The organism is Undibacterium sp. MH2W, assembly GCF_049340215.1.
In the GTDB taxonomy this organism is placed as follows: Bacteria; Pseudomonadota; Gammaproteobacteria; order Burkholderiales; family Burkholderiaceae_D; genus Undibacterium.
The window spans coordinates 32989-55512 of sequence record NZ_JBMPPA010000012.1; the positions used below are offsets into that span (position 1 = coordinate 32989).

The following is a 22524-nucleotide window of genomic DNA, read 5'->3' on the forward strand; positions in this document are numbered from 1 at the left end:
TTGAAAAGCGATAATGCTTTTTTGCAAGTAGATAAGTTAACCGCATTAGAAAAGAATTATGGGATGTTGCGAATAGGTATGTTGACACTTATATATTACGTCGAGTTGTTTTGGTTGTTTATTGACACAGTTAGTGGTTTCTTTCAAAACAATGGGATTTTGTTTGCTGGCCAAACAATTGCAGCATTATTTCGGATTTTTGTATTTGGTTTATTAGTCACTATTGTTGTTAGATATTTCAATATTATAAAAAAAACCCCATTATTCTTTCTCGCTTTTGTTGCCTTACTTATACCAATTCATGCAGTCTTATATGAAATGGATCTGCCAGAAATACTCACGAACTTTCAATTTCAATTAAAGATGTTGATGTCGATATTTTTATATTATGTTTTGTATATTCAAATGAAGACACGTGCGATTTCAGCTTTACAACTTAAAAATATTATTGTTTTCAATAGCGTCGTTTTAGTTGTTAATGTCTACCTTGGAATATTCGGAATAGGTTTCGGAAGTTACGGAGAAGATGCCCTGGGCGAACAATTGGGAAGCAAGGGATTTTTTTATGCCGGGAATGAAGTGTCTATTACCTTAGTCGCGATTTATGGACTCCTATGCTATCAGTACAGAGAAACCTTAAAAAAATATCTATGGAAATTTATTTTCCTAATTTTAGTTTTTTTTGTGGCGTCGATTAGCTTATTAAGTAAAACGGCGATGCTAGGGTTTGTTTTGATTACTCTTTTTTCTATTCATCGATTTTTATCTCTACGAAATAAATTGAAAGTAATGACTTTCTCTACGTTGTCATTGCTCGCTACTGTAAGTTTATGGATGCCTATTTTAGAGGTTGCAATTGACCGTTGGTTATTTCATTTAGATATTCACTCAGACCTAATCTACTTTATTACTAGTGGGCGCTCTGAGCGGATCGGAGATCTTGGCAATCTTATATTTAATGCTCCGTCGGTATTGTCTTTGGTGTTCGGCTATGGATGGATTGCAGAGAAAGGGCGATTTTCATTTGAAAATGATTTTTTTGATGCGATAGGTGTTTTCGGTCCACTTGGCTTAGCATTCTCTCTAACTTGGATAGGTTGGATGATCTCGGGATTTAAAGTTTATATCCAAAAAAGGTCAATTAACGGAATATTTACGGGATATGCGATGCTTATTATTATATTAATTAGTTTTATTGCAGGCCACGTTCTTATGTCTGTTATGGCTGCACCATTTGTCGCTTTGGTAGCATTGGTTGTCTCAAAATATTATCCATCGGAGCTGAGTTGAAAAAAAAGGTAACGTCAAGTTCGGTTAGTGGCTGGGCATTTGTTGCGAACATGTTCCCATCAATCGAGTCACCTTCTTACGGCGCTTTTATTCAGCGTTCATTGGAGGATTTAAAGAGGCATGGTCTTTTAATTCAAGGTCTTTATGTAATTGCAGGACGAAAAAAAGGTTTTAAAAAATTTATCGCATATTTATGTCACATGTTGCGGATAAGTTTCATGATTTTCCGCCCAAGTATAGGCAACATTTATTTGCACTACGCATCGCATCACTGCTTACCGATCGCGTTTGCAGCAAGGATCTTAAATAAAAATGTTGTGGTGAATATACATGGTGATGATTTGGTTGTAACTGACACCGCTCGGCGTCGGATGATGATGCTAGGGCAAGCGACGTTAGTGAGATACGCAAAAATAATTGTTGTTCCATCCCTTTTTTTTAAAGAAAAATTAATTGAGCGTTACCCAAATGTTTGTATTGGCAAGATAATCATTTCACCATCGAGCGGCATTGATACAAAGCGGTTTTCACCACAGGAAAGAGTTGGTGGAAATTATTGGTTGAAAAATTGTATTTCTAAGAATGAACGCAGAGTTGATTTTGGTTACGTTGGCAGAATTGAAGAAGATAAGGGGTGGGCAGTATTGGTAGATGCGATCGTTGAATTATCAAAAAATACAGACCAGTCTATTCGGCTTAGTTTATGGGGAGAAGGAAGCGAAGTTGACTTATTGAAATATAAAATTGATAATTCTCCTCGCGGATTATTTCGTTATATGGGAGCCGTCTCCCCTGATAAAGTCGCCGATGTGCATCGAGAGTTTGATTTTCATGTAGTTCCCTCGTATCGTGAAAGTTTAGGGTTGTCGGCACTCGAGGGGATGGCTGCGGGCCATGTTGTAATATGCTCGCGCATTCGCCCGTTCACTGATTTTGCAAAAGAAAAAAGCGATGTACTTTTTTTTAATCCTGGGGAATCCGAAAGCTTAAAAATTGTGCTTGAGAATTTGTTGAGTTTTCCGCCTGATTTAATGCAAGAAATTTCATGCAATGCAATGAATTTGGCAAAAAAATTTGACCGCGCGGTTGTATCTACAAGCTTAGTAAATTTCATTAAGGAAGTCATTGATGACGGCAATTCGATTTAAGAATGTACTATTTCGAGGATTAACTAAGCAAATTTTGCTTGAGGAAGATAGTCAACTAAAAATAATAGTTACTGTTAATGCGGAGTTCATTATTCACGCAAATAAAGATCCTGAGTTTAACAAATTAATTGCAGAAAATTTTGGTACTTTTGATGGTCAAATTCCTTATATCCTAGCAAAGCGTAAATTTAAAAATGTTTTTTTTGAAAAAATATCAGGATCGAGTTTTATCTACGATATCTGCGAATTTTCGAAAAAAAATAACAAGAAAGTTTTTTTGCTAGGTGGACATTTGGACTCAAATTCCAAATCTGTATCGATTTTGAGTGAAAGATACCAGATCGAGGTTTCAGGTTTCTCACCAGATTACATGCCATATCCTTTCGAGGCTAAACATGATGAGGCGATTATCGAAAAAATTCGTCATTTCAAACCTGATTTTCTGCTGGTTGGTTTTGGTGCGAAAAAACAAGAAATGTGGATTAACGATCATAAGGAACAATTATCTGAAATTGGAGTGAAATGGGCGGTTGGTGTAGGGGGGACTTTTGAATTTGTGGCAGGAACGATAAAGCGCGCTCCATTGGCAGTGCAGCGGGCAGGGTTAGAGGGGGTATATCGACTCTTCCAAGAGCCAAAACTTTTCAGATTTAAAAGATTGATTGCAAGCATGGCAATTTTCGCGATTAAATGAGTCGAAAATCTGTAATGCAATCTAAGATAAATGGTTTTATTGTTTTAAATTCATCCAGATTTAATACTATCTTTGCATACACCACAAATGACAAAAAGAGACGCATCTATTGATTTACTAAAAGCATTAGCGGTCAGTTTAGTTATTGTTGGTCACGTTATTCAATACTTTGTTCCGAATTATGACAATTCCACATTATTTAGGTTGATTTATTCCTTTCACATGCCACTTTTTATGGTTTTGAGCGGATATTTTGCAAGACCAGGTAAATCTACTGATATGAAAATAAAATTCGAAAGGATTTTTCTTCCATTCGTTATATGGTCTCTAATTTGCATTTACGCTCGATATTTACAATCCCCCAATTCAGGTGATTACAAATATCTAATGAACCACATTGTTGCAGTTTTTTTTAGTCCTGATGATGGCGGCCTTTGGTTTCTGTGGGTATTGTTTTTAAATTTCCTCGTCTTTTATTTTTTAACGGAGAAGAATCTATTAGTTTGCTCATTTGTAATATTGCTCTTTTTGTACTTAGTTGGTTTTTTGACTCATGGCACGAATATCCTTGGGTTGGCACTATTTAAATGGTATTACCCATTTTTTGTCTTTGGTTACTACCTTCGAGCAAATTTGAGCATTTTTGATAAAAAACTTAAAACTCGTGAGCTACTTTTTGTTTTGATTGTTACATTGGTTTTATTTAACCAGTGGGAACGGGTAAGTATAACGACGCTATTTGGTTTTCAAATAAATGGGGCGATCAGTCGTAATTTAGTTACATTGTTTATCAAACTGCTGGTCGCAGTTGGGTTTATCGTAATTATTTTTTCGTTGAGAACTAAGGTTCACTCCTTTTCATACTTCCGCTTTTTTGCGGTCAATTCTCTAGGATTTTATGCATTACAATTTCTGATTTTAGATGCATTATTAAAATTGCAAATTTCCTTCTTTAAGGAAAATCTATTCTTAAATTGCTGTGCGATAATTTTTATTACGTCATCCTTTTGTATCTTTTTCATATACCTATTGAATAAATGGAATTTTACGCGGCACTATTTTCTTGGAAAGGCATAGTTGTAACGCTCCATTAATACAATGCCATGTATGGTCAAAATTCTTGAGGCAAAATCATTTGCAAAACGAGTACAGAAGTAAGCAAGACTTGAGTTGCAAAGATTGAGATCATTGGAATATCGAAGGCGATAGAAGCTGGCACATTGGACAACAATGCTTTTCGGGGCTATTGGTTTTCTCAAGGAGCCAATCTTCAAAGAAAATTTATGTGTATTGTTACAGAAGCAGTCTACATAAAGCCCCTTAAGAACCAGTAGGAGGATAATCGTGAGGTCTTGAATAACAACGAGCGCTGATTAGGGGAAGTTTGCTCCCAGGCTGCGAATATAATTGATGACGTTAATCTCTTTGCTAGTGCCGTTATATTAATATTTTTGACCGTGTTGCCTATGTTAATTGCCTCCAAACTCTCTATGTGTTCTGGCAGTTCATGACATTATTTTATGTAATGTTTAATATTTGGAATCGACATCTGGAAGCAAATTTTATGGCGGGGGTGGTGAGCTACTTTGGAGAATTGTTGTGTTCGAAATTTGTGAAGTAACAACTATTCGTAACTAAAGTGCATCGAGCTGGTTCTTTCACTTTTCCGTCATTTATTCCGCTGCCGAAGGAGTATTTTATCTGTACAGCCGAAAGCTTTTTGATAGGGGGACTGCTGCATCGTCGTATGCTCTTAACGTGAACTCCCTGCTATATAAGCGACAACTGCATTGCATGACTGTCTCCGAATTATTGATATGACTTTATTCCCTTACTGCGTTTTATTTTTGTGGTTTAAAGGTGTTTTCGAATATTCCGGATGTATTTTTGCGGTATTGTAATTTGATAACTTGCTTTTTACTTATGTGTTTATTTTGTGCTAGTTGGGTTTTTATGCCATGATTGTGTGTTAACGATTTAAGCACTAGACGCCTGCTGATGAAAGTACAGTATGTGCTGTCGAAAAAAAACGCGTGACATTAGAATTTTGGTGTTTCAACTGAATGTGCAAATATCGGCAATGACAAGGTCCTGTGCCTACATTCTGTTATACAAATTTCGTAGTTGATTTTTTATTTTTACTCTCTTAAAAGTACTTACTTATGCACCGAACAATGAAGAGTACGCTTCCTATTTTTGCCATCCTTGCTGCGACCAATGTTTTTGCGCAACAAGCTGAATTTAATAATCAAGATACGAAGAATGCTGGTGATTTTTCTGTCAATGCGCCAGAGACAGCTAAAACTCCCCGTATTACTAATCAACCCCTAAACCAGACTAATAACGGGAATGTTGATGCAATCAATGGCAATGTCATGAATTCTCGCATCGATGCCAAAGATAATGGTCAAGTTGGTAAATATTACCCAAACCAAAAGCCTGAAAAAAGTGAGTTTCAAAGCTTTATTCAATATGCAACTGGTAAGAAGCTAACGCAATTCGGCTCTGACTTTTTCTCAAATACACCCTCCAGTTTCGCTCCAGTGCAAAATACACCTCTGCCCTCCGATTATATTTTGGGTGCGGGTGACGAAGTTATGATTCGTGCATGGGGGAGTGTGGATATTGATTACAAGGCGACGGTGGATCGAAATGGTACTATCAATATCCCGACTATTGGCACAGTAACGCTGGTTGGGGTTAGAGCAGCCGATGCTGACACTGTGATCAAGTCTTCTATCTCTAGGTTATATCGTGATGTGGCTGTGAGCGTTACCTATGGCCGTTTGCGGGCGATTACGGTGTATGTTGTCGGGCAGGCGAAGAAGCCGGGCTCATATACTGTGTCTGGATTCTCAACTCTGGTCACTGCATTGTTAGCGAGCGGTGGGCCAAATGCAGTCGGTTCTATGCGTAACGTGCAAGTAAAGCGCGACGGGAAATTAGTTGGTAGTTTGGATTTGTATGCCTTTATCGCTAAGGGTGATAAGAGTCATGACGTCAAATTATTGGATGGCGATACAATCTACATCCCACCTGCATCCGCACATATCGCTCTTGTTGGTAAGGTGAATACACCAGCGATTTATGAATTGAAGTCACCTAATGAGACCTTGAGTAGTATTTTGGACATTGCAGGGGGGTTGCCTGTTGTTGCCGATCCGCGTCGTGCATTTTTAGAACGCATTGATCCTAATAAATCTCAGCCACGAAGTGTGGAAGAGTTTAACTTGAACAGAGTAGGATTAAACAAGACTTTAAAAGATGGCGACATATTGTCGGTGTCCTCGATTACGCCAGAGTTTTCCAACGCGGTGACATTGCGCGGTAACGTTAGTCAACAAATCAGAGTGCCTTTTACACCAGGTATGCGTGTACGGGATTTGATTCCTAATCGAGCGATGTTGGTGACTCCGTCTTCTGTTGCTCGTCAAAATTTAGAGGGGAAAAATATTAATGATGCAATTGAACTTTCTGCTGACGATGATCAGGTCAGACTTCAAGGTAAGACTCAAGAAGTGAATTCAATTGCGGCAAGAATTGGTAGTCAAGTTGATGAAGTTAACTGGGAATATGCGGCTGTAGAACGTATAAATCATGAGACGCAAGTAGTAAGTCTCGTATCATTTAATCTGGGCAAAGCTATGGATGATGTCAACAGTCCGGAAAATATTGTTTTGCAGGCCGGTGATACGGTGACTATCTTCTCGCAAAATGACATCCAGGTTCCTTTGGCGAAGCGTAAAGTGTTTGTTCGAGTAGAAGGTGAGGTCAATGTTCCCGGCGTGTACCAAATGTCGCCAGGTGAAACTTTGCCGTCTTTGATTGCAAAGGCTGGGGGAACCACATCGAACGCTTACTTATTTGGTACAGAATTCTATCGCGAACAGGTGCGTAAAGAACAGCAGGCTAATTTGGAAAAAGCAATTCGCCGCTTGGAGTCGCAAATGCGCTCTGAGAATGCCAAGGCGGTAGCAAATGATTCGGGTGGTCAAGACGCTGCAACCGTTGCTGCTAAATTGAAAGTAGCACAAGAATCAAGTGCACTAGCAATTGCGAAAATGCATGAACTTAAAGCAACTGGACGCATATCATTTGGTCTTGGGGCCGACGATGATAGTTTTGATAAATTGCCGCCACTGAAGTTAGAAAACGGTGATCAGTTAGTAATCCCAAGTCGTCCTGATTTTATTCATGTCTTTGGTGCTGTGAACCAGGAATCGTCAATGATTTGGCAGAGAGGTAGTACGGTCGATCGATATCTTGAGGTGGCTGGTCCTACCTCAGAAGCAGACATGGATAATATTTTTGTCTTACGTGCCAATGGCACAGTACTGTCATCCACTGGCCGCGGTTGGTTCTCTAGTGTGAAATCATCGAAGTTAATGCCAGGCGATAGTATTGTGGTGCCAGAGCGTTTGAACAAAGAGTCTGCTTATAAAACTTTTACTAACGGTCTGAAAGATTGGGCGCAAATTCTTTCCGGATTTGGTATCAGTGCTGCAGCAATTAAGAGTTTGAGACAATAATTATGGCTGAAAATAATCAAAATGTAACTGAACCGATAAGTCAGGGTGGTGAAGTTGGGATACTGGATATTTTGCTGGTATTGGCAAAACACAAAAGAAAAATCTTGTTTTTTCCGGTAATTTTTGGATCAATTGGCTTGATATATAGTTTGTGCATAACCCCAACCTACAAAGCGAGTACTACAATCTTGCCGCCACAGCAAAGTCAATCAACCGCATCTATGATGTTAAGTCAATTGGGTGGTTTAGCTGGAGGTGCTGGGGCAGCTTTGGGTATCAGAAACCCGAATGATTTATATATCTCATTGCTGAAAAGTCGTCTACTAACGGATAATTTAATCCGGCGATTTCATCTTGAGAAAGTTTATGAATCAAAAAAAATAGAGGAAACTCGTGCGCGATTGATTGGTAGCGCCGTGGCTACTGCAGGTAAAGACAATATAATATCCATCGAGGTTGAAGATAAAGATCCGAAACTTGCAGCTTCATTGGCAAATGCTTATGTTGAAGAGTTAACGAATTTAACCAACAAGTTTGCATTGACTGAGGCATCTCAGCGTCGCGTTTTCTTTGAGAAGCAATTGGAATTAGCGAAGGATAAGATGATTGCTGCCGAATCAGCCTTATCCTCCGGTATTGATAGTCACGGGATGTTGAGTGTCGATGCTCAAAGTAAAGCTGTTTTGGAAACAGTTGCGCGTTTGCGTGCGAACATCTCTGCTAAAGAAATCCAACTCAAGGCGATGGAGGCTTTTGTTACGCCAAATAACAATGAATACAAGCGGTCCAATCAGGAGCTGCTCGGTATGCAAAACGAGTTAGCTAAGTTGGAAAATGGATCTGGTTCGAATACTGCCTCGAAGTTGAATTCGGAATTGCATGCAAGCGAAACTGCTTCAAATCCAAGGAAATTGACTGCAGCGGATACCAGTAATATCCAGCTATTGCGCGATTTTAAGTATTACCAAACTTTGTATGAAATGTTATCAAAACAATATGAAGTTGCGCGTTTAGATGAGGCCAAAGATATTCCTTTGATTCAAGTATTGGACAAAGCAGTTGAGCCTGAACATAAGTTCAAACCACAGCGCGCATTGTTGACGATATCAGCCTCAATTTTCGGTTTGATCTTAGCTTTGGTTGTAGCATTTGTTTTGGAAATGTTTAATCAACAAAGGTCTGCAATACAATCTGAAAAATGGCGTCAAATTAAATCAATGCTTAAATTTTTTTAGGCGATAAATTTACTTTTAAACGTATTTGATACTCTTCCAGGTAGCCTGTTATTGTCATAACAGGCTTTTTAGTCTTTAAAGAGCGATATAGCTAATGTATATCGATAAAAATAATATAAGACAAATTCATTAATTAATTTATCTTGAGGTTCTTTATATGATTTTTGTAACTGGCGGCGCAGGTTTTATCGGCGCGAATTTTGTGTTGAGCTGGCTGGCGCAGTCTGATGAGTCGGTGTTGAACTACGATAAACTGACTTATGCTGGTAATTTGAATAATCTCACCAGCCTTAGCAATGATGATCGTCATTTGTTTGTGCAGGGTGACATTTGTGATGGTGAGAAGCTTGCCGCATTGTTTGCAGAGCATCAGCCGCGTGCCATTTTGCATTTTGCAGCGGAAAGTCACGTTGACCGTTCCATTCACGGTCCGGCAGCATTTGTTACGACGAATGTGAATGGGACTTTTACACTGTTAGAAGCGGCACGTGCTTACTGGAATACGCTTGATGCGGAAAAGAAAGCCGCCTTCCGCTTCTTGCATGTGTCAACCGATGAAGTGTATGGCACTTTGTCTGCGGAAGATCCTCCGTTCACTGAAACAACGCCTTATGCACCGAATAGTCCCTATTCTGCATCGAAGGCAGCATCTGATCATTTGGTACGTGCGTATCACCACACGTATGGTTTGCCAGTATTGACGACGAATTGCTCGAATAACTACGGTGCATATCACTTCCCTGAGAAGTTAATTCCATTGATTATTACCAACGCTCGCGCAGGTAAAGACTTGCCTGTGTACGGCGATGGTCAGCAAGTGCGTGACTGGTTGTACGTGACGGATCATTGTGCGGCAATTCGGCGTGTGCTGGAGGCGGGGCGCGTTGGTGAAACGTATAACGTTGGTGGCTGGAACGAACAAACGAACCTGAGTGTGGTGCACACCATTTGTGATTTGCTCGATGAGCTGCAAGCGAAACCACAAGGCAGCTATCGCGACCAAATCAAGCACATCACAGATCGTCCAGGTCATGACCGTCGCTATGCGATCGACGCCCGTAAGATTGAGCGTGAATTGGGATGGAAGCCTGCTGAGACATTTGAAACGGGCCTGCGCAAGACAGTGGAGTGGTACCTCGCGAATGATGCGTGGGTGGCACAAGTACAGTCCGGTGAATATACCAAATGGGTTGACCTGCAATATAAAAATAAGGAACAAGCATGAGTTTTACACCTTCCTCACGTAAAGGAATTATCCTCGCTGGCGGGTCTGGTACACGTCTGTATCCGGTGACAAAAGCCGTATCAAAACAACTGTTGCCGGTCTACGATAAGCCAATGATTTATTACCCACTGACATCACTGATGTTAGCTGGTATGCGCGATATTTTGATTATCTCTACGCCACAAGATACACCACGCTTCGTTGAGTTATTAGGTGATGGCTCGCAATGGGGGATCAATTTGCAGTATGCCGTACAACCATCTCCTGATGGTTTGGCGCAGGCATTCATCATCGGTAAAGAGTTTGTTGGTAACTCGTCATCGGCGCTGATCCTAGGCGATAACATTTATTATGGTCACTATTTTGAACCTTTGTTACGTAGTGCGGATGCGCGTGAAAAAGGTGCAACCGTATTTGCCTATCATGTGCATGATCCAGAGCGTTACGGTGTTGTTGATTTCGATGCGAATAAACAAGCAATCAGCATCGAAGAAAAACCACTCAAACCCAAATCGAATTATGCAGTAACAGGCTTGTATTTCTATGACAACCAAGTATGCGATATTGCTGCGAATATTAAACCATCTCCGCGTGGTGAGTTAGAGATTACTGACGTGAACAATGTCTACCTCAAACAAGGTGAACTCAATGTTGAGTTGATGGGGCGCGGTATGGCATGGCTTGATACGGGAACACACGAGTCTTTATTGGAAGCTGGCCAGTTTGTGGCAACAATTGAAAAGCGTCAGGGGCTGAAGGTGGCTTGTCCTGAAGAAATTGCATTTCGCCGCCATTATATTTCAGCGTCTCAGCTCGAGTCCCTTGCACAGCCTTTGAAGAAAAACGAATATGGGCAATACTTATTGCGCCTCCTTGAGAAAAAATCTTTTTAATTTATGAATGTTATTCCAACTAATTTGCCTGAAGTATTAATTATCGAACCAAAAATCTTTGGCGATGAGCGGGGCTATCTTTACGAAAGTTTTAACGCCAAAAAATTTGCTGAATTGACAGGTGTTGATTTGCAGTTTGTTCAGGACAATCACTCCATGTCGGCAAAAAATATTCTTCGTGGATTACACTACCAAATCAAGCAAGCGCAGGGGAAGCTTGTGCGAGTTGTATCTGGAGAAGTGTTTGATGTTGCAGTGGATTTACGAAAGAGTTCTCCGCGATTTGGACAATGGACTGGCGTTTATCTTTCGGCTGAAAATAATAAACAGATGTGGATCCCACCAGGCTTCGCCCACGGCTTTGTCGTCACCAGCGACAAAGCAGAGTTCCTGTACAAGACGACCGATTACTGGGCGCCCGAGTTTGAACGGAGTCTGATGTGGAACGATCCAGCCATTGGAATTGAATGGCCGATCACGGAAGCGCCTGTTTTGTCTGGCAAAGATCAGGTCGCAAAGCTATTAGCTGATGCCGAGGTCTTTGCATGAAAATTTTGCTCACTGGCACCACTGGGCAACTTGGACACACCTTGTTACCGCTCTTGAATACGCATTTCGAGGTGGTCGCTCCCACAAGACAAGAGTTAGACCTAAGTGATGCTGCTGCAATTGAAGCATTCGTCGCCGAATGTCAGCCGGATCTGATCATTAATCCCGCGGCCTATACTGCAGTGGATAAGGCTGAAACAGAATCGGATGTGGCACATGCAATTAACGCTGTTGCCCCAGCTGTTTTCGCGCAGCAGGCGAAAAAACTGGGGATTGGGTTAATCCATTTTTCGACAGATTACGTCTACGACGGTAGCTTGCGCGATGCCCAAGGAGGATTGCCACCGTACACTGAGGACGCGCAGACAAATCCGCTCAATGTCTATGGCAAAACAAAGTTGGCTGGTGAGCAGGCAATTATTGCCAGCGGTTGTAACTATTTGATTTTCCGCACGAGTTGGGTGTATTCGACGTTTGGTAAAAACTTTTTACTGACCATGTTGCGCTTGGCAAATGAACGCGATGAATTACGTGTAGTGAATGATCAGTGGGGGGCGCCGACCTCTGCAAATAGTATCGCCAATGTGACCGTGAACATCGTTGGGCAGTTATTGGCAGCGGAAGATGCAGCACAGTGGTGGGCATCGCATCGGGGTATCTTTCATTTAACCACCCAAGGTCGAACAAGTTGGTGTGGTTTTACAGAAGAAATTGTGCGTCTGGCAGCCACGACGGGTCGTCTCACGAAAGCTGCACCAAAAGTGATTGGTATTCCTGCTGTGGAATATCCGACGCCAGCGAAAAGACCAACGAACTCTTGTTTGGATACGACTTTGCTCTCAACAACGTTTGGCGTTGACATTCCCACTTGGGATGGTGCCCTCGCAGACTGCTTAAAAATTACTTAAGCAGGCAACGAACATCGTTTGGTGATGTAGCCAAGTTAATCAGGCTTCAATATCCTTGATTGGCCACATTCTGTAGTTGAACGAAAGAGTGGCTGAGGGATCATTTTAGGGGTCGCATTGTCTCCATGTCTAGGGAATCAAGACAATGCGATGCAGCACCCCTCATCACATTGAAACTGGCGATTAAAGTCAAGCCGACGTCGTAACAACATTGCCAGTATGCGTTGCACCCTGAATATTGTTGCTCAGATTTTGCAGGAATGTGGTGAGGCTGGCGCTGTTGCCGGTTTGCCCTTCAGAGGCTAACAAGTTGTTAAAGTTTGATTGCAACGCAGCTATCGTTGAATTGGAGCTGCTAGAAGTATCGCTACCGGTACTTGTGCTAGCGCTGCCGTTAGAACTGCTGCTGCCACTGGCAGAGCTTAATTGTTGAATCAATCCTTGCAGGCTGCTTTCCAATTGGCTTGCACCGCCGCCGTGATGATGGTGATGTCCACTGCTACCACCCGTGCTTGTGACAGCGCTGGATGCGTTTGTGCTAGCGGAGCCGCCGCTGGTCGTATTTCCACTTGCTTGAGTCCCATTTTGAGCTTGCAGTGCGGCAAATAAGCTTTGCTCAAATGCTGACAGTGTTTGTTGTGTGTTGCTTGAGTTGGATGTTGAAGTTGCAGTTGAGCTACTTGTGGAAGTGGTTCCTGAACTCGATGTTGTTCCTGTTGATGTGGATGCACTTGCACTCAGAGATGCGAGCGCTTGACTAATGGCATTAGCGAAACGGCTTTCTCCGCCACGCACGCCTTGTGCATCGCCATCTTGGTCAACGTTCTGACGTTGGCGGCCAAGATATTGTGTTTGAGTGACGGATGTGTTGGAGCCTAATGATGAAATAGACATAGTTTCTCCTTGAAAATATCAATTGAGTGTTGCCTCACAATGATCGGTTGGGGCGTCATAACGTTATACTCAGTCTATCGACAGGTTAAATCAAAGAATAGAGGGCATTTATTCACTTTCTTGTATGTACATGTATCGATGAACGAAAATGCGCTATATTTCGAAACATATTACATGCAGATGGGAAATGTTAGACTTTGGGTATAGTGGAAGTGTCCTCCCATTTCTGAGGAATATTGTTTCCTCACTGCTCTTTTTTGGTTGCCTCATTTATCTATTTTCGTGCGGCAAAAGCACGCTGTTAGCATCAACATGTCTGCCTCTCAATCTTTCTCTTCACCATTGCCCACACGCGACGGTATTGCACCGAGCTACATATGGATTCCCGAAGGGCAATGGCCTACGCTGATCGCTTTTTTAGTAAGTCATTTTCCTGTTGTCGCGGAGGCTATTTGGTTGTCGAGAATGGAGAAAAAAGAAGTCGTTGATCAGGCCGGAAATGTGTTGAACGAGAGGAGCGTTGTAAAGCGCGGTATGTGCATTTTCTATTATCGTGAAATTGAACATGAGACGCCGATCCCCTTTGAGGCACGTGTCTTACATCAAGACGAGCACATCATCGTTGTCGATAAACCGCATTTTTTACCTGTGACGCCGGGAGGTCGATTTTTGCGTGAGACGTTGTTAGTGCGCTTAAAAAAGCAAACGGGTCTTGCTCATTTAACGCCCATTCATCGATTGGATAGAGAGACAGCGGGGGTGATGTTGTTCTCCCATCAACCGTTATCAAGAGGTGCGTATCAGTCGCTCTTTCAGCAGCGTGTCGTAAGAAAAATTTACCATGCGGTAGCGCCGTCGCTGTCGCATCTCGTGTTCCCATTGGTGCATCGGAGTCGCATGGAGGAGGGCGCGCGTTTTTTGGTGATGCAGGAGTCAGCAGGAGCGCCGAATTCTGAAACCCACATCGAACTAATCAAGGATTATGGTCGATTAAGTCTCTATCGACTTTCGCCATTGACTGGCAAGAAGCATCAATTGCGCTTGCATATGGCAAGTCTTGGCGCGCCGATTCTGAATGATGGTTTTTATCCCAACGTTTTGCCATGCAAGGGCGATGACTTTTCTGCGCCATTGCAATTATTGGCTAAATCAATATCGTTTATTGATCCTATTACTGGGGAAATGCGCCAGTTTCGTAGTGAGCAGGAGCTCGCTGTGCCTGATTTCGGGTCATGTTCAAATATAGTCTAGGCTTCGCACGCCGACAAATCTATTGACAGAGTAGGCCTTGCCAGCTATGATGTTGGTCTTCGGAGTGTGGCGCAGTCCGGTAGCGCACCTGGTTTGGGACCAGGGGGTCCAAGGTTCGAATCCTTGTACTCCGACCAGAATAAGTAACAGTCTTTAGTCATTGCTCAATAGTGATTGGTTAAAGATTAAAGTAGTAAGCAATAAACCGTTTATACGGTTTATGCTAAAAATAGCAAAGTTTTTCGGAGTGTGGCGCAGTCCGGTAGCGCACCTGGTTTGGGACCAGGGGGTCCAAGGTTCGAATCCTTGTACTCCGACCAAAATAAAAAGGGATGTTGATGAATTCAACATCCCTTTTTTCATTTCCCCATTGTCATTGCGTCCGTGTGTATAGTTACCATCGGCACCTGTAAAACGGTAAAATGTTGGTTTTAACTTTATCCGCATGCAGATGTCGCTTGCTTGCAATGTTCGCAGACGACACGCGGTGCAATATATCCCATGACAGTTCGTACCCGATTTGCTCCTAGTCCTACTGGTTATCTTCACGTTGGCGGTGCCCGTACCGCATTGTTTAGCTGGGCCTTTGCCCGTCATCACGGCGGCACCTTTGTATTGCGTATTGAAGATACAGATCTGGAGCGTTCCACGCCAGAGGCTGTGCAGGCTATTCTTGATGGTATGAATTGGTTAGGGCTTGCTCACGACGAGGGTCCGTTCTATCAAATGCAGCGTATGGACCGATATCGTGCCGTCCTTGCAGAGATGCTGGAGAAGGGTACGGCATATTACTGCTACTCATCGCAAGAAGAGGTGGAAGCGATGCGTGAGCGTCAGCGTGCTGCTGGTGAAAAGCCGCGTTACGATGGTACTTGGCGTCCAGAGCTTGGCAAAACGTTGCCAGCAATTCCAGAGGGTCGTCAGCCAGTCATTCGCTTTAAAAATCCTCTTGAAGGCGATGTGAGTTGGGATGATGTGGTTAAAGGTCGTATTACGATCAACAACCGCGAGCTCGATGACTTGGTGATTGCGCGTCCTGATGGCACGCCAACGTACAACTTCTGTGTGGCAGTGGATGACTGGGATATGCAAATTACTCATGTTATTCGAGGTGATGACCACGTCAATAACACGCCACGCCAAATCAATATTCTCAACGCATTGGGCGCAACGCTGCCGCAGTATGGGCATGTGCCGATGATTCTCGGAACTGATGGTCAAAAGTTATCAAAGCGTCGTGATGCTGTCAGCGTCATGGATTACTTTGACAAAGGCTATCTGCCGGAAGCGATGCTGAATTATCTGGCGCGCTTGGGTTGGAGTCATGGTGATGACGAGATCTTTAGTATGGAGCAAATGTGCGCTTGGTTTGATCTTTCACACTTATCCGGATCTGCCGCGCAATTTAATCCTGAAAAATTAGCGTGGATTAACAATCACTACATCAAGGCCGCAGACAACCAACGTTTGGCGGATCTCGTACGCCCGCAGATGGTAAAAGATGGTGCTGAATTCGCTGGTGCACCTGATTTGGCGGCAGTCATCGCGCTATTGAAGGAACGTGCGAACACTACACTAGAATTGGGGCAGGCAGCGATGCTGTTTTATCGTCAGCCAGCCGCAGAGGCATCTTTATTGCAGCAGCATGTCACTGAGGCGGTATTGCCAGCGTTGCGTCAGTATGCCGAGTCTTGTAAGACAGTGGAGTGGAACAAAGCAGCATTGTCGGCGACGTTAAAGCAGGTGTTAGCTGATCATGGATTGAAAATGCCACAATTGGCAATGCCACTGCGTTTATTGTTGACGGGTCAGTTGCAGACGCCATCGATCGATGCGGTTGTTGAGTTATTTGGTCGCGATGTCGTGTTGCAGCGACTCAATGCCATTGCCGCGTAAAGAATCGTTATTGATTGTCTTTCTAGAGGCGATGAGGGCTTTACATTGGAGCATTCATCGCCTATAATCTCGCTTCTGTTCTGCAAGGGGGTATAGCTCAGCTGGGAGAGCGCTTGCATGGCATGCAAGAGGTCAGCGGTTCGATCCCGCTTACCTCCACCAAAAAATTGGTGGTTGTATCAGAACAGAAAAACTTGCTGTCCCCATCGTCTAGAGGCCTAGGACATCACCCTTTCACGGTGAGTACAGGGGTTCGAATCCCCTTGGGGACGCCAATAAATTTTTATTGTGGACAGCAAGTAAAATGCAGGTGTAGCACAGGTCAGTAACAAGGACAGAATATGTCCCCATCGTCTAGAGGCCTAGGACATCACCCTTTCACGGTGAGTACAGGGGTTCGAATCCCCTTGGGGACGCCATTTTTATCCATTTGCGTCAATGCAAATGTAGGTCAGTAACAAGGACAGAACATGTCCCCATCGTCTAGAGGCCTAGGACATCACCCTTTCACGGTGAGTACAGGGGTTCGAATCCCCTTGGGGACGCCAAGTAGCAATAAAAAAGCCCGCTCTGCGGGTTTTTTTATGTCCAAAGTTGTTGTCTAGCGGTGCATTCGCCTCTCCCCAATGTCCAGCGCAATAGAAAAATAAGTCAATCAATCCTCCGCCGAAGCGAAGGAGATTTCAGGGAATGATGCCGTACTATGGATCTGCGTATCGACGTGATATCGAAATATGCTCGGTGCACGTCTCCGTTTTAACGCTTACCTTGGTAGATTTTGTCAAACTCAGCACCATCATCAAAGTGTTTCTTTTGCGCTTGTTTCCAATCACCAAACACTTCATTGAACGTAAATAAATTCACTGGTTTGAAGTTCGCAGCATACTTCTTGGCTGCTTTTTCTGAGCGGGGGCGGAAGAAGTGCTTTGCAGCGATATCCTGACCTTCTTCAGAGTACAGAAATTGCAAATACGCTGTCGCTACTTTACGTGTTCCAATCCGGTCAACGACTTTGTCGACGAGCGCGACAGGAGATTCTGCGAGAATTGAATATTTTGGATAAACGATATCGTAGTTGTCACCAAACTCTTGTCTGACCAATTGCACTTCATTTTCGAAGGTAACAAGTACGTCGCCGATCTGGCGCTGCGTGAAGGTGGTTGTCGCACCGCGACCACCAGCATCTAACACAGGTACGTTCTTGAACAAGCGTCCGACGAGATCTCTGGCTTGCGCTTCGGTGCCACCGCTCTTGATCACCGATCCCCATGCAGCAAGATACGTGTAGCGACCGTTCCCAGATGTTTTTGGATTAGGAACAATGACGGAAACGCCCGGTTTGCCTAGATCGTCCCAGTTAGCGATATGTTTGGGGTTGCCTTTTCTGACAAGGAAGACCATGGTGGAGTAAAAAGGTGCAGCATTATTGGGGAATGCTTTGGCCCAATTCGCTGAAAGTAGACCCTTCTCAGCAATTGCATCGATATCGCTTGCTTGGTTCATGGTGACGACGGATGCATTGAGCCCATCGATGACGGAGCGAGCTTGTTTGCTCGAGCCTCCATGGGATTGATTGATGACAATTGTCTCGCCAGTCGTTTTTTTCCATTCGGCGACGAATGCTGGGTTCACTTCTTTAAAAAACTCTCGTGTAACATCGTAAGAGGCATTAAGTAGTGGCTCTGCCGCATTTGCAGCAGTTGTGACACCCGAACAAGCGATCGCGATACCGGCAAGCATGCCAAGCATCAGGCGACGTTGCGGTGATCTGTTGATGGTCGTGGAAGCGGGGTACTGATTTCTTTTCATGGCTGAGATGCTCCTGAGTGGTGACGCGTTATGTTGCTTATAACTTATATATTTGCCAAGAACATTATTCTTCTATTCTTAGATTTAATTCCTATTTGTGGCTGCACGTTTTATCGATCATCGAAAAAAACGTCATATCAATAACTGAAAAGATTCTACTACCAACGATTTGAAAAAAATTTTTCTTTTCGATAACTTTGTTACACTATAAGCCTCTTTTTGAAGACTGATGCGTTATGAAAACTTTCACCTCATTTTCAGCAAAAATCACTGCACAGCTCGTAGTTGGTCTCTTTGCTGGCGCCACAAGCTTGACCTTAGCGCATGCAACCGACACATCGTCGGCTTCACAGCAGGTCGCGCACGTCGGCGGTATTGATTGGCGCAAAGATAACAACCTCGATGCTGCATTCGCGCTGGCAAAATCAAGTAACAAGCCTTTATTTCTATACTGGGGGGCGGTCTGGTGCCCACCGTGTAATCAAGTGAAAGCGACTATTTTTAATCGTCAAGAATTTATTGAAAAGTCTCGTCACTTTATTCCTGTGTATCTGGACGGCGATAGCCCTAGCGCACAGAAATTCGCAGCACAGTTCAAAGTACGTGGCTACCCAACAATGATTCTGCTGAAACCGGACGGCACCGAGATTACTCGACTACCAGGAGAAGTTGATTCTGAGCGTTATTTGCAAGTATTGACACTGGCGTTAAATACATCCGTATCAGTGAATGACACTTACAAATCGGCGATTGCTGGTGGAAAAAATGTGAAAGCAGAAGATTGGCGCTTGTTGGCTGATTATTCGTGGGATGACCCTGATCAAAAACTGGTTAATGCCAAAGAGGTACCTGCGACGCTGTTGCGCTTAGCTGAAGTGTGTCCGCCTGGTGTCACTGCAACGCGGCTATACCTGAAGGGCTTATTCTCTTTGGCGACAGCAGAACCTTCTGCCACAAGTGGCGTAAAGCTCGATAAGGCGCAGGCGTTAGCGAAATTATCTAAAGCTTTATCCGATCCACGTGTTGCTCACGATAACCTCGATTTGGTCACTGGAGCAGCCGCGGAGCTGACGGCGTATTTGACTGCAGCGCAATCATCACAACGCACAACGCTAGTTACCGTCTGGAACCAAGCCTTGGTGAAACTTTCCGATGATGTAACGATCTCCAAAGCTGATCGACTTGGTGCGGTGATCGCGCAAGTGTCGCTGGCGAAGCTCGATAATGCCAAAATCCCCGCCACTTTACAGGCCGATGTCAAAAAACGTGTGCAGGCGATTGATCAGGCTACGACAGACGCTTATGAGCGACAATCGGTTGTGCACGCCGCTGCTGAAGCCTTAGGAAGTGCTGATTTATTGGATGATTCGGATGCCCTGTTAAAGGCTGAACTGAAGCGCTCCCATTCGCCGTACTACTTTATGTCGACGCTCGCTAGCAATGCCAAGAGGCGCGGAGACAAAGCCACAGCCTTGAATTGGTATGGACAGGCGTACGATGCATCGAAAGGGCCTGCAACGCGTCTTCAATGGGGCGCGAGCTACGTGACTAATTTGGTCGATTTGGCACCGACTGATGATGCCCGTATCGAACGTACTGTGACCAGTGTTTTTACAGAATTATCAAAAACAGAAAATGCGTTTTATGAGCGGAATCGTGCATCGTTAGATCGCATCGGGAAAAAGCTCATCGAATGGAACAAGGACGGAAAGCATCAAGCCGTGTTTCAGAAGGTGCATGTCCAATTGGATGGCATATGCGCAAAATTACCAGCAGGTGATCCACAAAAAGCGACGTGTCAGTCAGTGTTAACCAAATCCTGACGCAAACGGGAAATAAGAAAATAAAAAATGCGACCGATGTTAATTGGTCGCATTTTTTTTATTGCTGTTTGTATTGGCGTATCAGAAGCTCGTCGAAATCCCTGCGAACAAGGTGCGACGTGCACCGTATTGTGGTGCTCCAACGCCGACGCCTGAACCGTCACGCAACAGATATGTTTTATCGAAAATATTCACCAACGAAAGACGCCCCTCGACATCGCCAATTGGCGTTTTTTTCCAAGTATGAACAAACGCCGCATTGAATGTCGTGTAAGGATCGAGTGCTGCAGAATTGGGGGTGCCACCTGCTGGGGTTTTGCGTAAGCCACTACCATATAAGAAATCGCCGCTGATCTGAGAATCACCAAAATGATAATGCACACCGCCAGAAACGGTATAGGTTTGGTTATGGTCAACGTAAATGTAATGGCTGGCGATATACGCTAACTCATCCGGCTGAAATAATGACTGGCCTGAGATGATGTTGGTTGCTTGGGCTTTTTGTATCGAGGTATTGAGGAACATGCCCCAATTTTTCTCGTTATAAACAGCGGACAACTCAAGTCCCTTGGCAAACCCTTTTGCATAATTGAACGGCGACAGAATCAACGCCTGACCAAACTGGCCTTCATCGAGCATATTGGTAATATTTTTGTAGTACGCGTCGGCGGTCAGGCTGAGATTGTCATTAACCTTATGACTGATGCCGACGTCAAAATAATGAGTTCGTTCTGATTTGACGTTAGACGAAGTGGCAATGGCAGGTGCTGTTGTCGTGTTCGCATAAAGATTGATGCTCTCTTGCGATGCGAGTTCTTGTGGCGGTGGTGTGAAATAGCGTGAATAGCCAGCGTGGAATGCGGTTGCCTCGCTCACTTTATATGCCAGATTGACACGTGGGCTCCATTGTTGCTCTTCAACGAAGGCGGATACGCGATCAAAACGAACACCGTAGTTGATCGTCAGTGGTTCAGAGATATGCCATTCATCTTGGGCATAGAGACTGTAAATTTTCCCCACTTTACTGGAGTCATCGACGATAGTGATCGGTGTCGTTGATGTCTGATTGCCAGACGCATCCGCAGGGAAGGTGCCAACCGTGTTATTACTTTCGGTCGTTTGACGGGTATATGCAAAACCAGTTCTGAAGGTATGCTGTTGGTTGATTTTATAACTGACGTCGCCTTGTAATCCTGCTGATGAGTTAGTCCGTGTCGTATCAGAAGAAACGCCGTTATAGACAAGATCTCCAATTGCATCGGGCGTGTAATGTAATGCAGAGTATTGTTTGAATCCAGATAATTGGAAGTTTAATGCGCCGAGATTTTTTTGATAGGAGAGAACCACAAACCGGTTCTCCTCATGCTGGTTTTCATCCAGTTGAGATGACGCTAATGTGCTCGTGCCAGCTGCGGCGTCGCTGACGCCTGCCAACGAAAAACCTGGGGCTTGTGAGGGATTATTCGGAATTTGGAAACGACCAACGTAAGTTCCAAACATCATACCAAGACGGGTATCGTCATCGAGGTAATAGGAGAGGTTGCCGAACGATTTGGTCTGTTGTGTCTTGTCATGGATGGCGGATTTGGCGGGTGTTGGATTTTCAATGCCTAATTCGTTCGACAAATAGCTGCCCGAAAGATAGTAATTGAAGGCACCAACGGTACCAAAAAATTCAGCACTTGGATTGTAATAGTTGTTGCTGCCAACTAAAACGCCAATACGGCCACCTGGTGTTGTGTGACCTTCTTTGGTTTGGATATCAACGATCCCTGCCGTACGCAAGCCAAACTGCGCGGGTAGGGCGCCGGTCATGAAGTCAGTTTCGTCGATCTGACGGGTATCGATCGATTGACCGAAGCCTGTGATACTTTCTGGTAACTGAACGCCGTTAATCCGGTACTGAACGTTACCGTGGTCATCACGAATATGAAGGCTACCAGACGCTTTAGAGTCTTGCGCTACGCCAGGCAAGCGCAACAACACTTCATCAAAGGGCGTTGAATCACCTTGGCTCAGCGCATCAACCATGTGGTGATCAATGGCATAGACGGTCGTGCCGATCTTTGGTGATAAATCTATCCTCGCGCTTTTCAGATGCGCAGAAGTGACCTCAACAGTGGAGATCGGCTGATCGTTGCTGCCAGTCGCTGTAGTGACAGGATCTGCAACGGCCTCTTCGTTACCCGCGGCCACCGCGAAACTCGTCGCTGTTGCGAAGAGGCCGGCGATCAATAAAGGAAGTGGGCGTAAGCGGAAAGAAGCGTTGAATGCTTGCGTTGTCATGGTGAGCCTTTTCTTAAAGCGAATTTCTTATTTAATAGATGGTGGTCAGCAAGATGGCGACCTCCGAAGGGCGCTCGTTCTGGCTAACTGGTTA

At 44.1% G+C, this 22524-nt stretch carries 16 protein-coding genes and 6 tRNA genes; 19 read left to right on the top strand and 3 right to left on the bottom strand.

The genetic code is table 11. From position 1 onward, the window contains the following. The 10 genes from ACO0K2_RS18970 to rfbD all read left to right on the top strand — a co-directional run bounded on the left by ACO0K2_RS18970 (nt 1) and on the right by rfbD (nt 12471). A complete protein-coding gene (locus ACO0K2_RS18970) occupies nt 1–1290 on the top strand; it encodes a hypothetical protein (protein WP_423021632.1) in 1290 nt (429 codons plus the stop codon). Then, on the top strand, nt 1287–2438 hold the full coding sequence (locus ACO0K2_RS18975) for a glycosyltransferase family 4 protein (protein WP_423021633.1): 1152 nt from the start codon (nt 1287–1289) through the stop codon (nt 2436–2438). The genes ACO0K2_RS18970 and ACO0K2_RS18975 overlap by 4 nt, the downstream gene beginning before the upstream one ends. Then, the gene (locus ACO0K2_RS18980) at nt 2419–3132 is read left to right on the top strand and encodes a WecB/TagA/CpsF family glycosyltransferase (protein ID WP_423021634.1); all 714 of its coding nucleotides are present in this window, start codon (nt 2419–2421) and stop codon (nt 3130–3132) included. Before ACO0K2_RS18975 ends, ACO0K2_RS18980 begins: the two co-directional genes overlap by 20 nt. Before the next feature lie 87 nt (nt 3133–3219). Continuing rightward, nucleotides 3220–4209: an acyltransferase family protein gene (locus ACO0K2_RS18985; RefSeq protein ID WP_423021672.1), complete on the top strand. Its 990-nt coding sequence runs from the start codon at nt 3220–3222 to the stop codon at nt 4207–4209. 1097 nt (nt 4210–5306) lie between these two features. Then, a complete protein-coding gene (locus ACO0K2_RS18990) occupies nt 5307–7661 on the top strand; it encodes an SLBB domain-containing protein (protein WP_423021635.1) in 2355 nt (784 codons plus the stop codon). 2 nt (nt 7662–7663) lie between these two features. Next, the gene (locus ACO0K2_RS18995; RefSeq protein WP_423021636.1) at nt 7664–8896 is read left to right on the top strand and encodes a GumC family protein; all 1233 of its coding nucleotides are present in this window, start codon (nt 7664–7666) and stop codon (nt 8894–8896) included. A 157-nt stretch (nt 8897–9053) separates the two neighbouring features. Beyond that, the gene (gene rfbB / locus ACO0K2_RS19000; RefSeq protein WP_423021637.1) at nt 9054–10121 is read left to right on the top strand and encodes a dTDP-glucose 4,6-dehydratase; all 1068 of its coding nucleotides are present in this window, start codon (nt 9054–9056) and stop codon (nt 10119–10121) included. Then, nucleotides 10118–11014 carry a glucose-1-phosphate thymidylyltransferase RfbA gene (rfbA, locus tag ACO0K2_RS19005; protein WP_423021638.1) on the top strand — a complete coding sequence of 299 codons (897 nt, stop codon included), beginning with the start codon at nt 10118–10120 and terminating at the stop codon, nt 11012–11014. Before rfbB ends, rfbA begins: the two co-directional genes overlap by 4 nt. A 3-nt stretch (nt 11015–11017) precedes the next feature. Continuing rightward, nucleotides 11018–11563, top strand: coding sequence for a dTDP-4-dehydrorhamnose 3,5-epimerase (gene rfbC / locus ACO0K2_RS19010; protein ID WP_423021639.1), 546 nt, complete (start codon nt 11018–11020; stop codon nt 11561–11563). Beyond that, nucleotides 11560–12471 (top strand): dTDP-4-dehydrorhamnose reductase, encoded by a 912-nt coding sequence (gene rfbD / locus ACO0K2_RS19015; RefSeq protein ID WP_423021640.1) that lies wholly within the window; start codon nt 11560–11562, stop codon nt 12469–12471. Before rfbC ends, rfbD begins: the two co-directional genes overlap by 4 nt. 189 nt (nt 12472–12660) lie before the next feature. Here the strand turns inward: rfbD and ACO0K2_RS19020 are convergent, their stop codons facing one another. Further along, a complete protein-coding gene (locus tag ACO0K2_RS19020; protein WP_423021641.1) occupies nt 12661–13365 on the bottom strand; it encodes a hypothetical protein in 705 nt (234 codons plus the stop codon). A gap of 312 nt (nt 13366–13677) precedes the next feature. Between ACO0K2_RS19020 and ACO0K2_RS19025 the strand changes: the two genes are divergently transcribed. From ACO0K2_RS19025 to ACO0K2_RS19060, 8 genes are all read left to right on the top strand, one after another. Further along, nucleotides 13678–14616, top strand: coding sequence for an RluA family pseudouridine synthase (locus ACO0K2_RS19025; RefSeq protein WP_423021642.1), 939 nt, complete (start codon nt 13678–13680; stop codon nt 14614–14616). 60 nt (nt 14617–14676) lie between these two features. Then, nucleotides 14677–14753: transfer RNA gene (locus tag ACO0K2_RS19030), tRNA-Pro, on the top strand. A gap of 106 nt (nt 14754–14859) precedes the next feature. Next, nucleotides 14860–14936 (top strand) — tRNA-Pro (locus ACO0K2_RS19035). Between the two features lie 181 nt (nt 14937–15117). Then, nucleotides 15118–16512 (top strand): glutamate--tRNA ligase, encoded by a 1395-nt coding sequence (gene gltX / locus ACO0K2_RS19040; protein WP_423021643.1) that lies wholly within the window; start codon nt 15118–15120, stop codon nt 16510–16512. A gap of 86 nt (nt 16513–16598) precedes the next feature. Further along, nucleotides 16599–16674, top strand: a tRNA-Ala gene (locus tag ACO0K2_RS19045). 37 nt (nt 16675–16711) lie between these two features. Further along, a tRNA-Glu gene (locus ACO0K2_RS19050) sits at nt 16712–16787 on the top strand. Between the two features lie 68 nt (nt 16788–16855). Further along, a tRNA-Glu gene (locus ACO0K2_RS19055) sits at nt 16856–16931 on the top strand. 53 nt (nt 16932–16984) lie between these two features. Continuing rightward, a tRNA-Glu gene (locus tag ACO0K2_RS19060) sits at nt 16985–17060 on the top strand. Between the two features lie 208 nt (nt 17061–17268). Here the strand turns inward: ACO0K2_RS19060 and ACO0K2_RS19065 are convergent. Continuing rightward, the gene (locus tag ACO0K2_RS19065; RefSeq protein WP_423021673.1) at nt 17269–18261 is read right to left on the bottom strand and encodes a sulfate ABC transporter substrate-binding protein; all 993 of its coding nucleotides are present in this window, start codon (nt 18259–18261) and stop codon (nt 17269–17271) included. 296 nt (nt 18262–18557) lie between these two features. Between ACO0K2_RS19065 and ACO0K2_RS19070 the strand changes: the two genes are divergently transcribed. Continuing rightward, nucleotides 18558–20144 (top strand): thioredoxin family protein, encoded by a 1587-nt coding sequence (locus tag ACO0K2_RS19070; RefSeq protein ID WP_423021644.1) that lies wholly within the window; start codon nt 18558–18560, stop codon nt 20142–20144. An 81-nt stretch (nt 20145–20225) separates the two neighbouring features. On the opposite strand, the gene ACO0K2_RS19075 is transcribed toward ACO0K2_RS19070, so the two are convergent. Beyond that, entirely contained in the window at nt 20226–22430 is a 2205-nt protein-coding gene (locus ACO0K2_RS19075) for a TonB-dependent receptor (protein ID WP_423021645.1), read from the bottom strand. Nucleotides 22431–22524: the final 94 nt, after the last annotated feature.

What these genes read in the sequence shown, in the direction of transcription:
- ACO0K2_RS18980 (WP_423021634.1), top strand. Translation starts at nt 2,419, where the DNA reads ATGACGGCAATTCGATTTAAGAATGTACTATTTCGAGGATTAACTAAG.
- ACO0K2_RS18985 (WP_423021672.1), top strand. Translation starts at nt 3,220, where the DNA reads ATGACAAAAAGAGACGCATCTATTGATTTACTAAAAGCATTAGCGGTC.
- ACO0K2_RS18990 (WP_423021635.1), top strand. Translation starts at nt 5,307, where the DNA reads ATGAAGAGTACGCTTCCTATTTTTGCCATCCTTGCTGCGACCAATGTT.
- ACO0K2_RS18995 (WP_423021636.1), top strand. Translation starts at nt 7,664, where the DNA reads ATGGCTGAAAATAATCAAAATGTAACTGAACCGATAAGTCAGGGTGGT.
- rfbB (WP_423021637.1), top strand. Translation starts at nt 9,054, where the DNA reads ATGATTTTTGTAACTGGCGGCGCAGGTTTTATCGGCGCGAATTTTGTG.
- rfbA (WP_423021638.1), top strand. Translation starts at nt 10,118, where the DNA reads ATGAGTTTTACACCTTCCTCACGTAAAGGAATTATCCTCGCTGGCGGG.
- rfbC (WP_423021639.1), top strand. Translation starts at nt 11,018, where the DNA reads ATGAATGTTATTCCAACTAATTTGCCTGAAGTATTAATTATCGAACCA.
- rfbD (WP_423021640.1), top strand. Translation starts at nt 11,560, where the DNA reads ATGAAAATTTTGCTCACTGGCACCACTGGGCAACTTGGACACACCTTG.
- ACO0K2_RS19020 (WP_423021641.1), bottom strand. Translation starts at nt 13,365, where the DNA reads ATGTCTATTTCATCATTAGGCTCCAACACATCCGTCACTCAAACACAA.
- ACO0K2_RS19025 (WP_423021642.1), top strand. Translation starts at nt 13,678, where the DNA reads ATGTCTGCCTCTCAATCTTTCTCTTCACCATTGCCCACACGCGACGGT.
- gltX (WP_423021643.1), top strand. Translation starts at nt 15,118, where the DNA reads ATGACAGTTCGTACCCGATTTGCTCCTAGTCCTACTGGTTATCTTCAC.
- ACO0K2_RS19065 (WP_423021673.1), bottom strand. Translation starts at nt 18,261, where the DNA reads ATGCTTGGCATGCTTGCCGGTATCGCGATCGCTTGTTCGGGTGTCACA.
- ACO0K2_RS19070 (WP_423021644.1), top strand. Translation starts at nt 18,558, where the DNA reads ATGAAAACTTTCACCTCATTTTCAGCAAAAATCACTGCACAGCTCGTA.
- ACO0K2_RS19075 (WP_423021645.1), bottom strand. Translation starts at nt 22,430, where the DNA reads ATGACAACGCAAGCATTCAACGCTTCTTTCCGCTTACGCCCACTTCCT.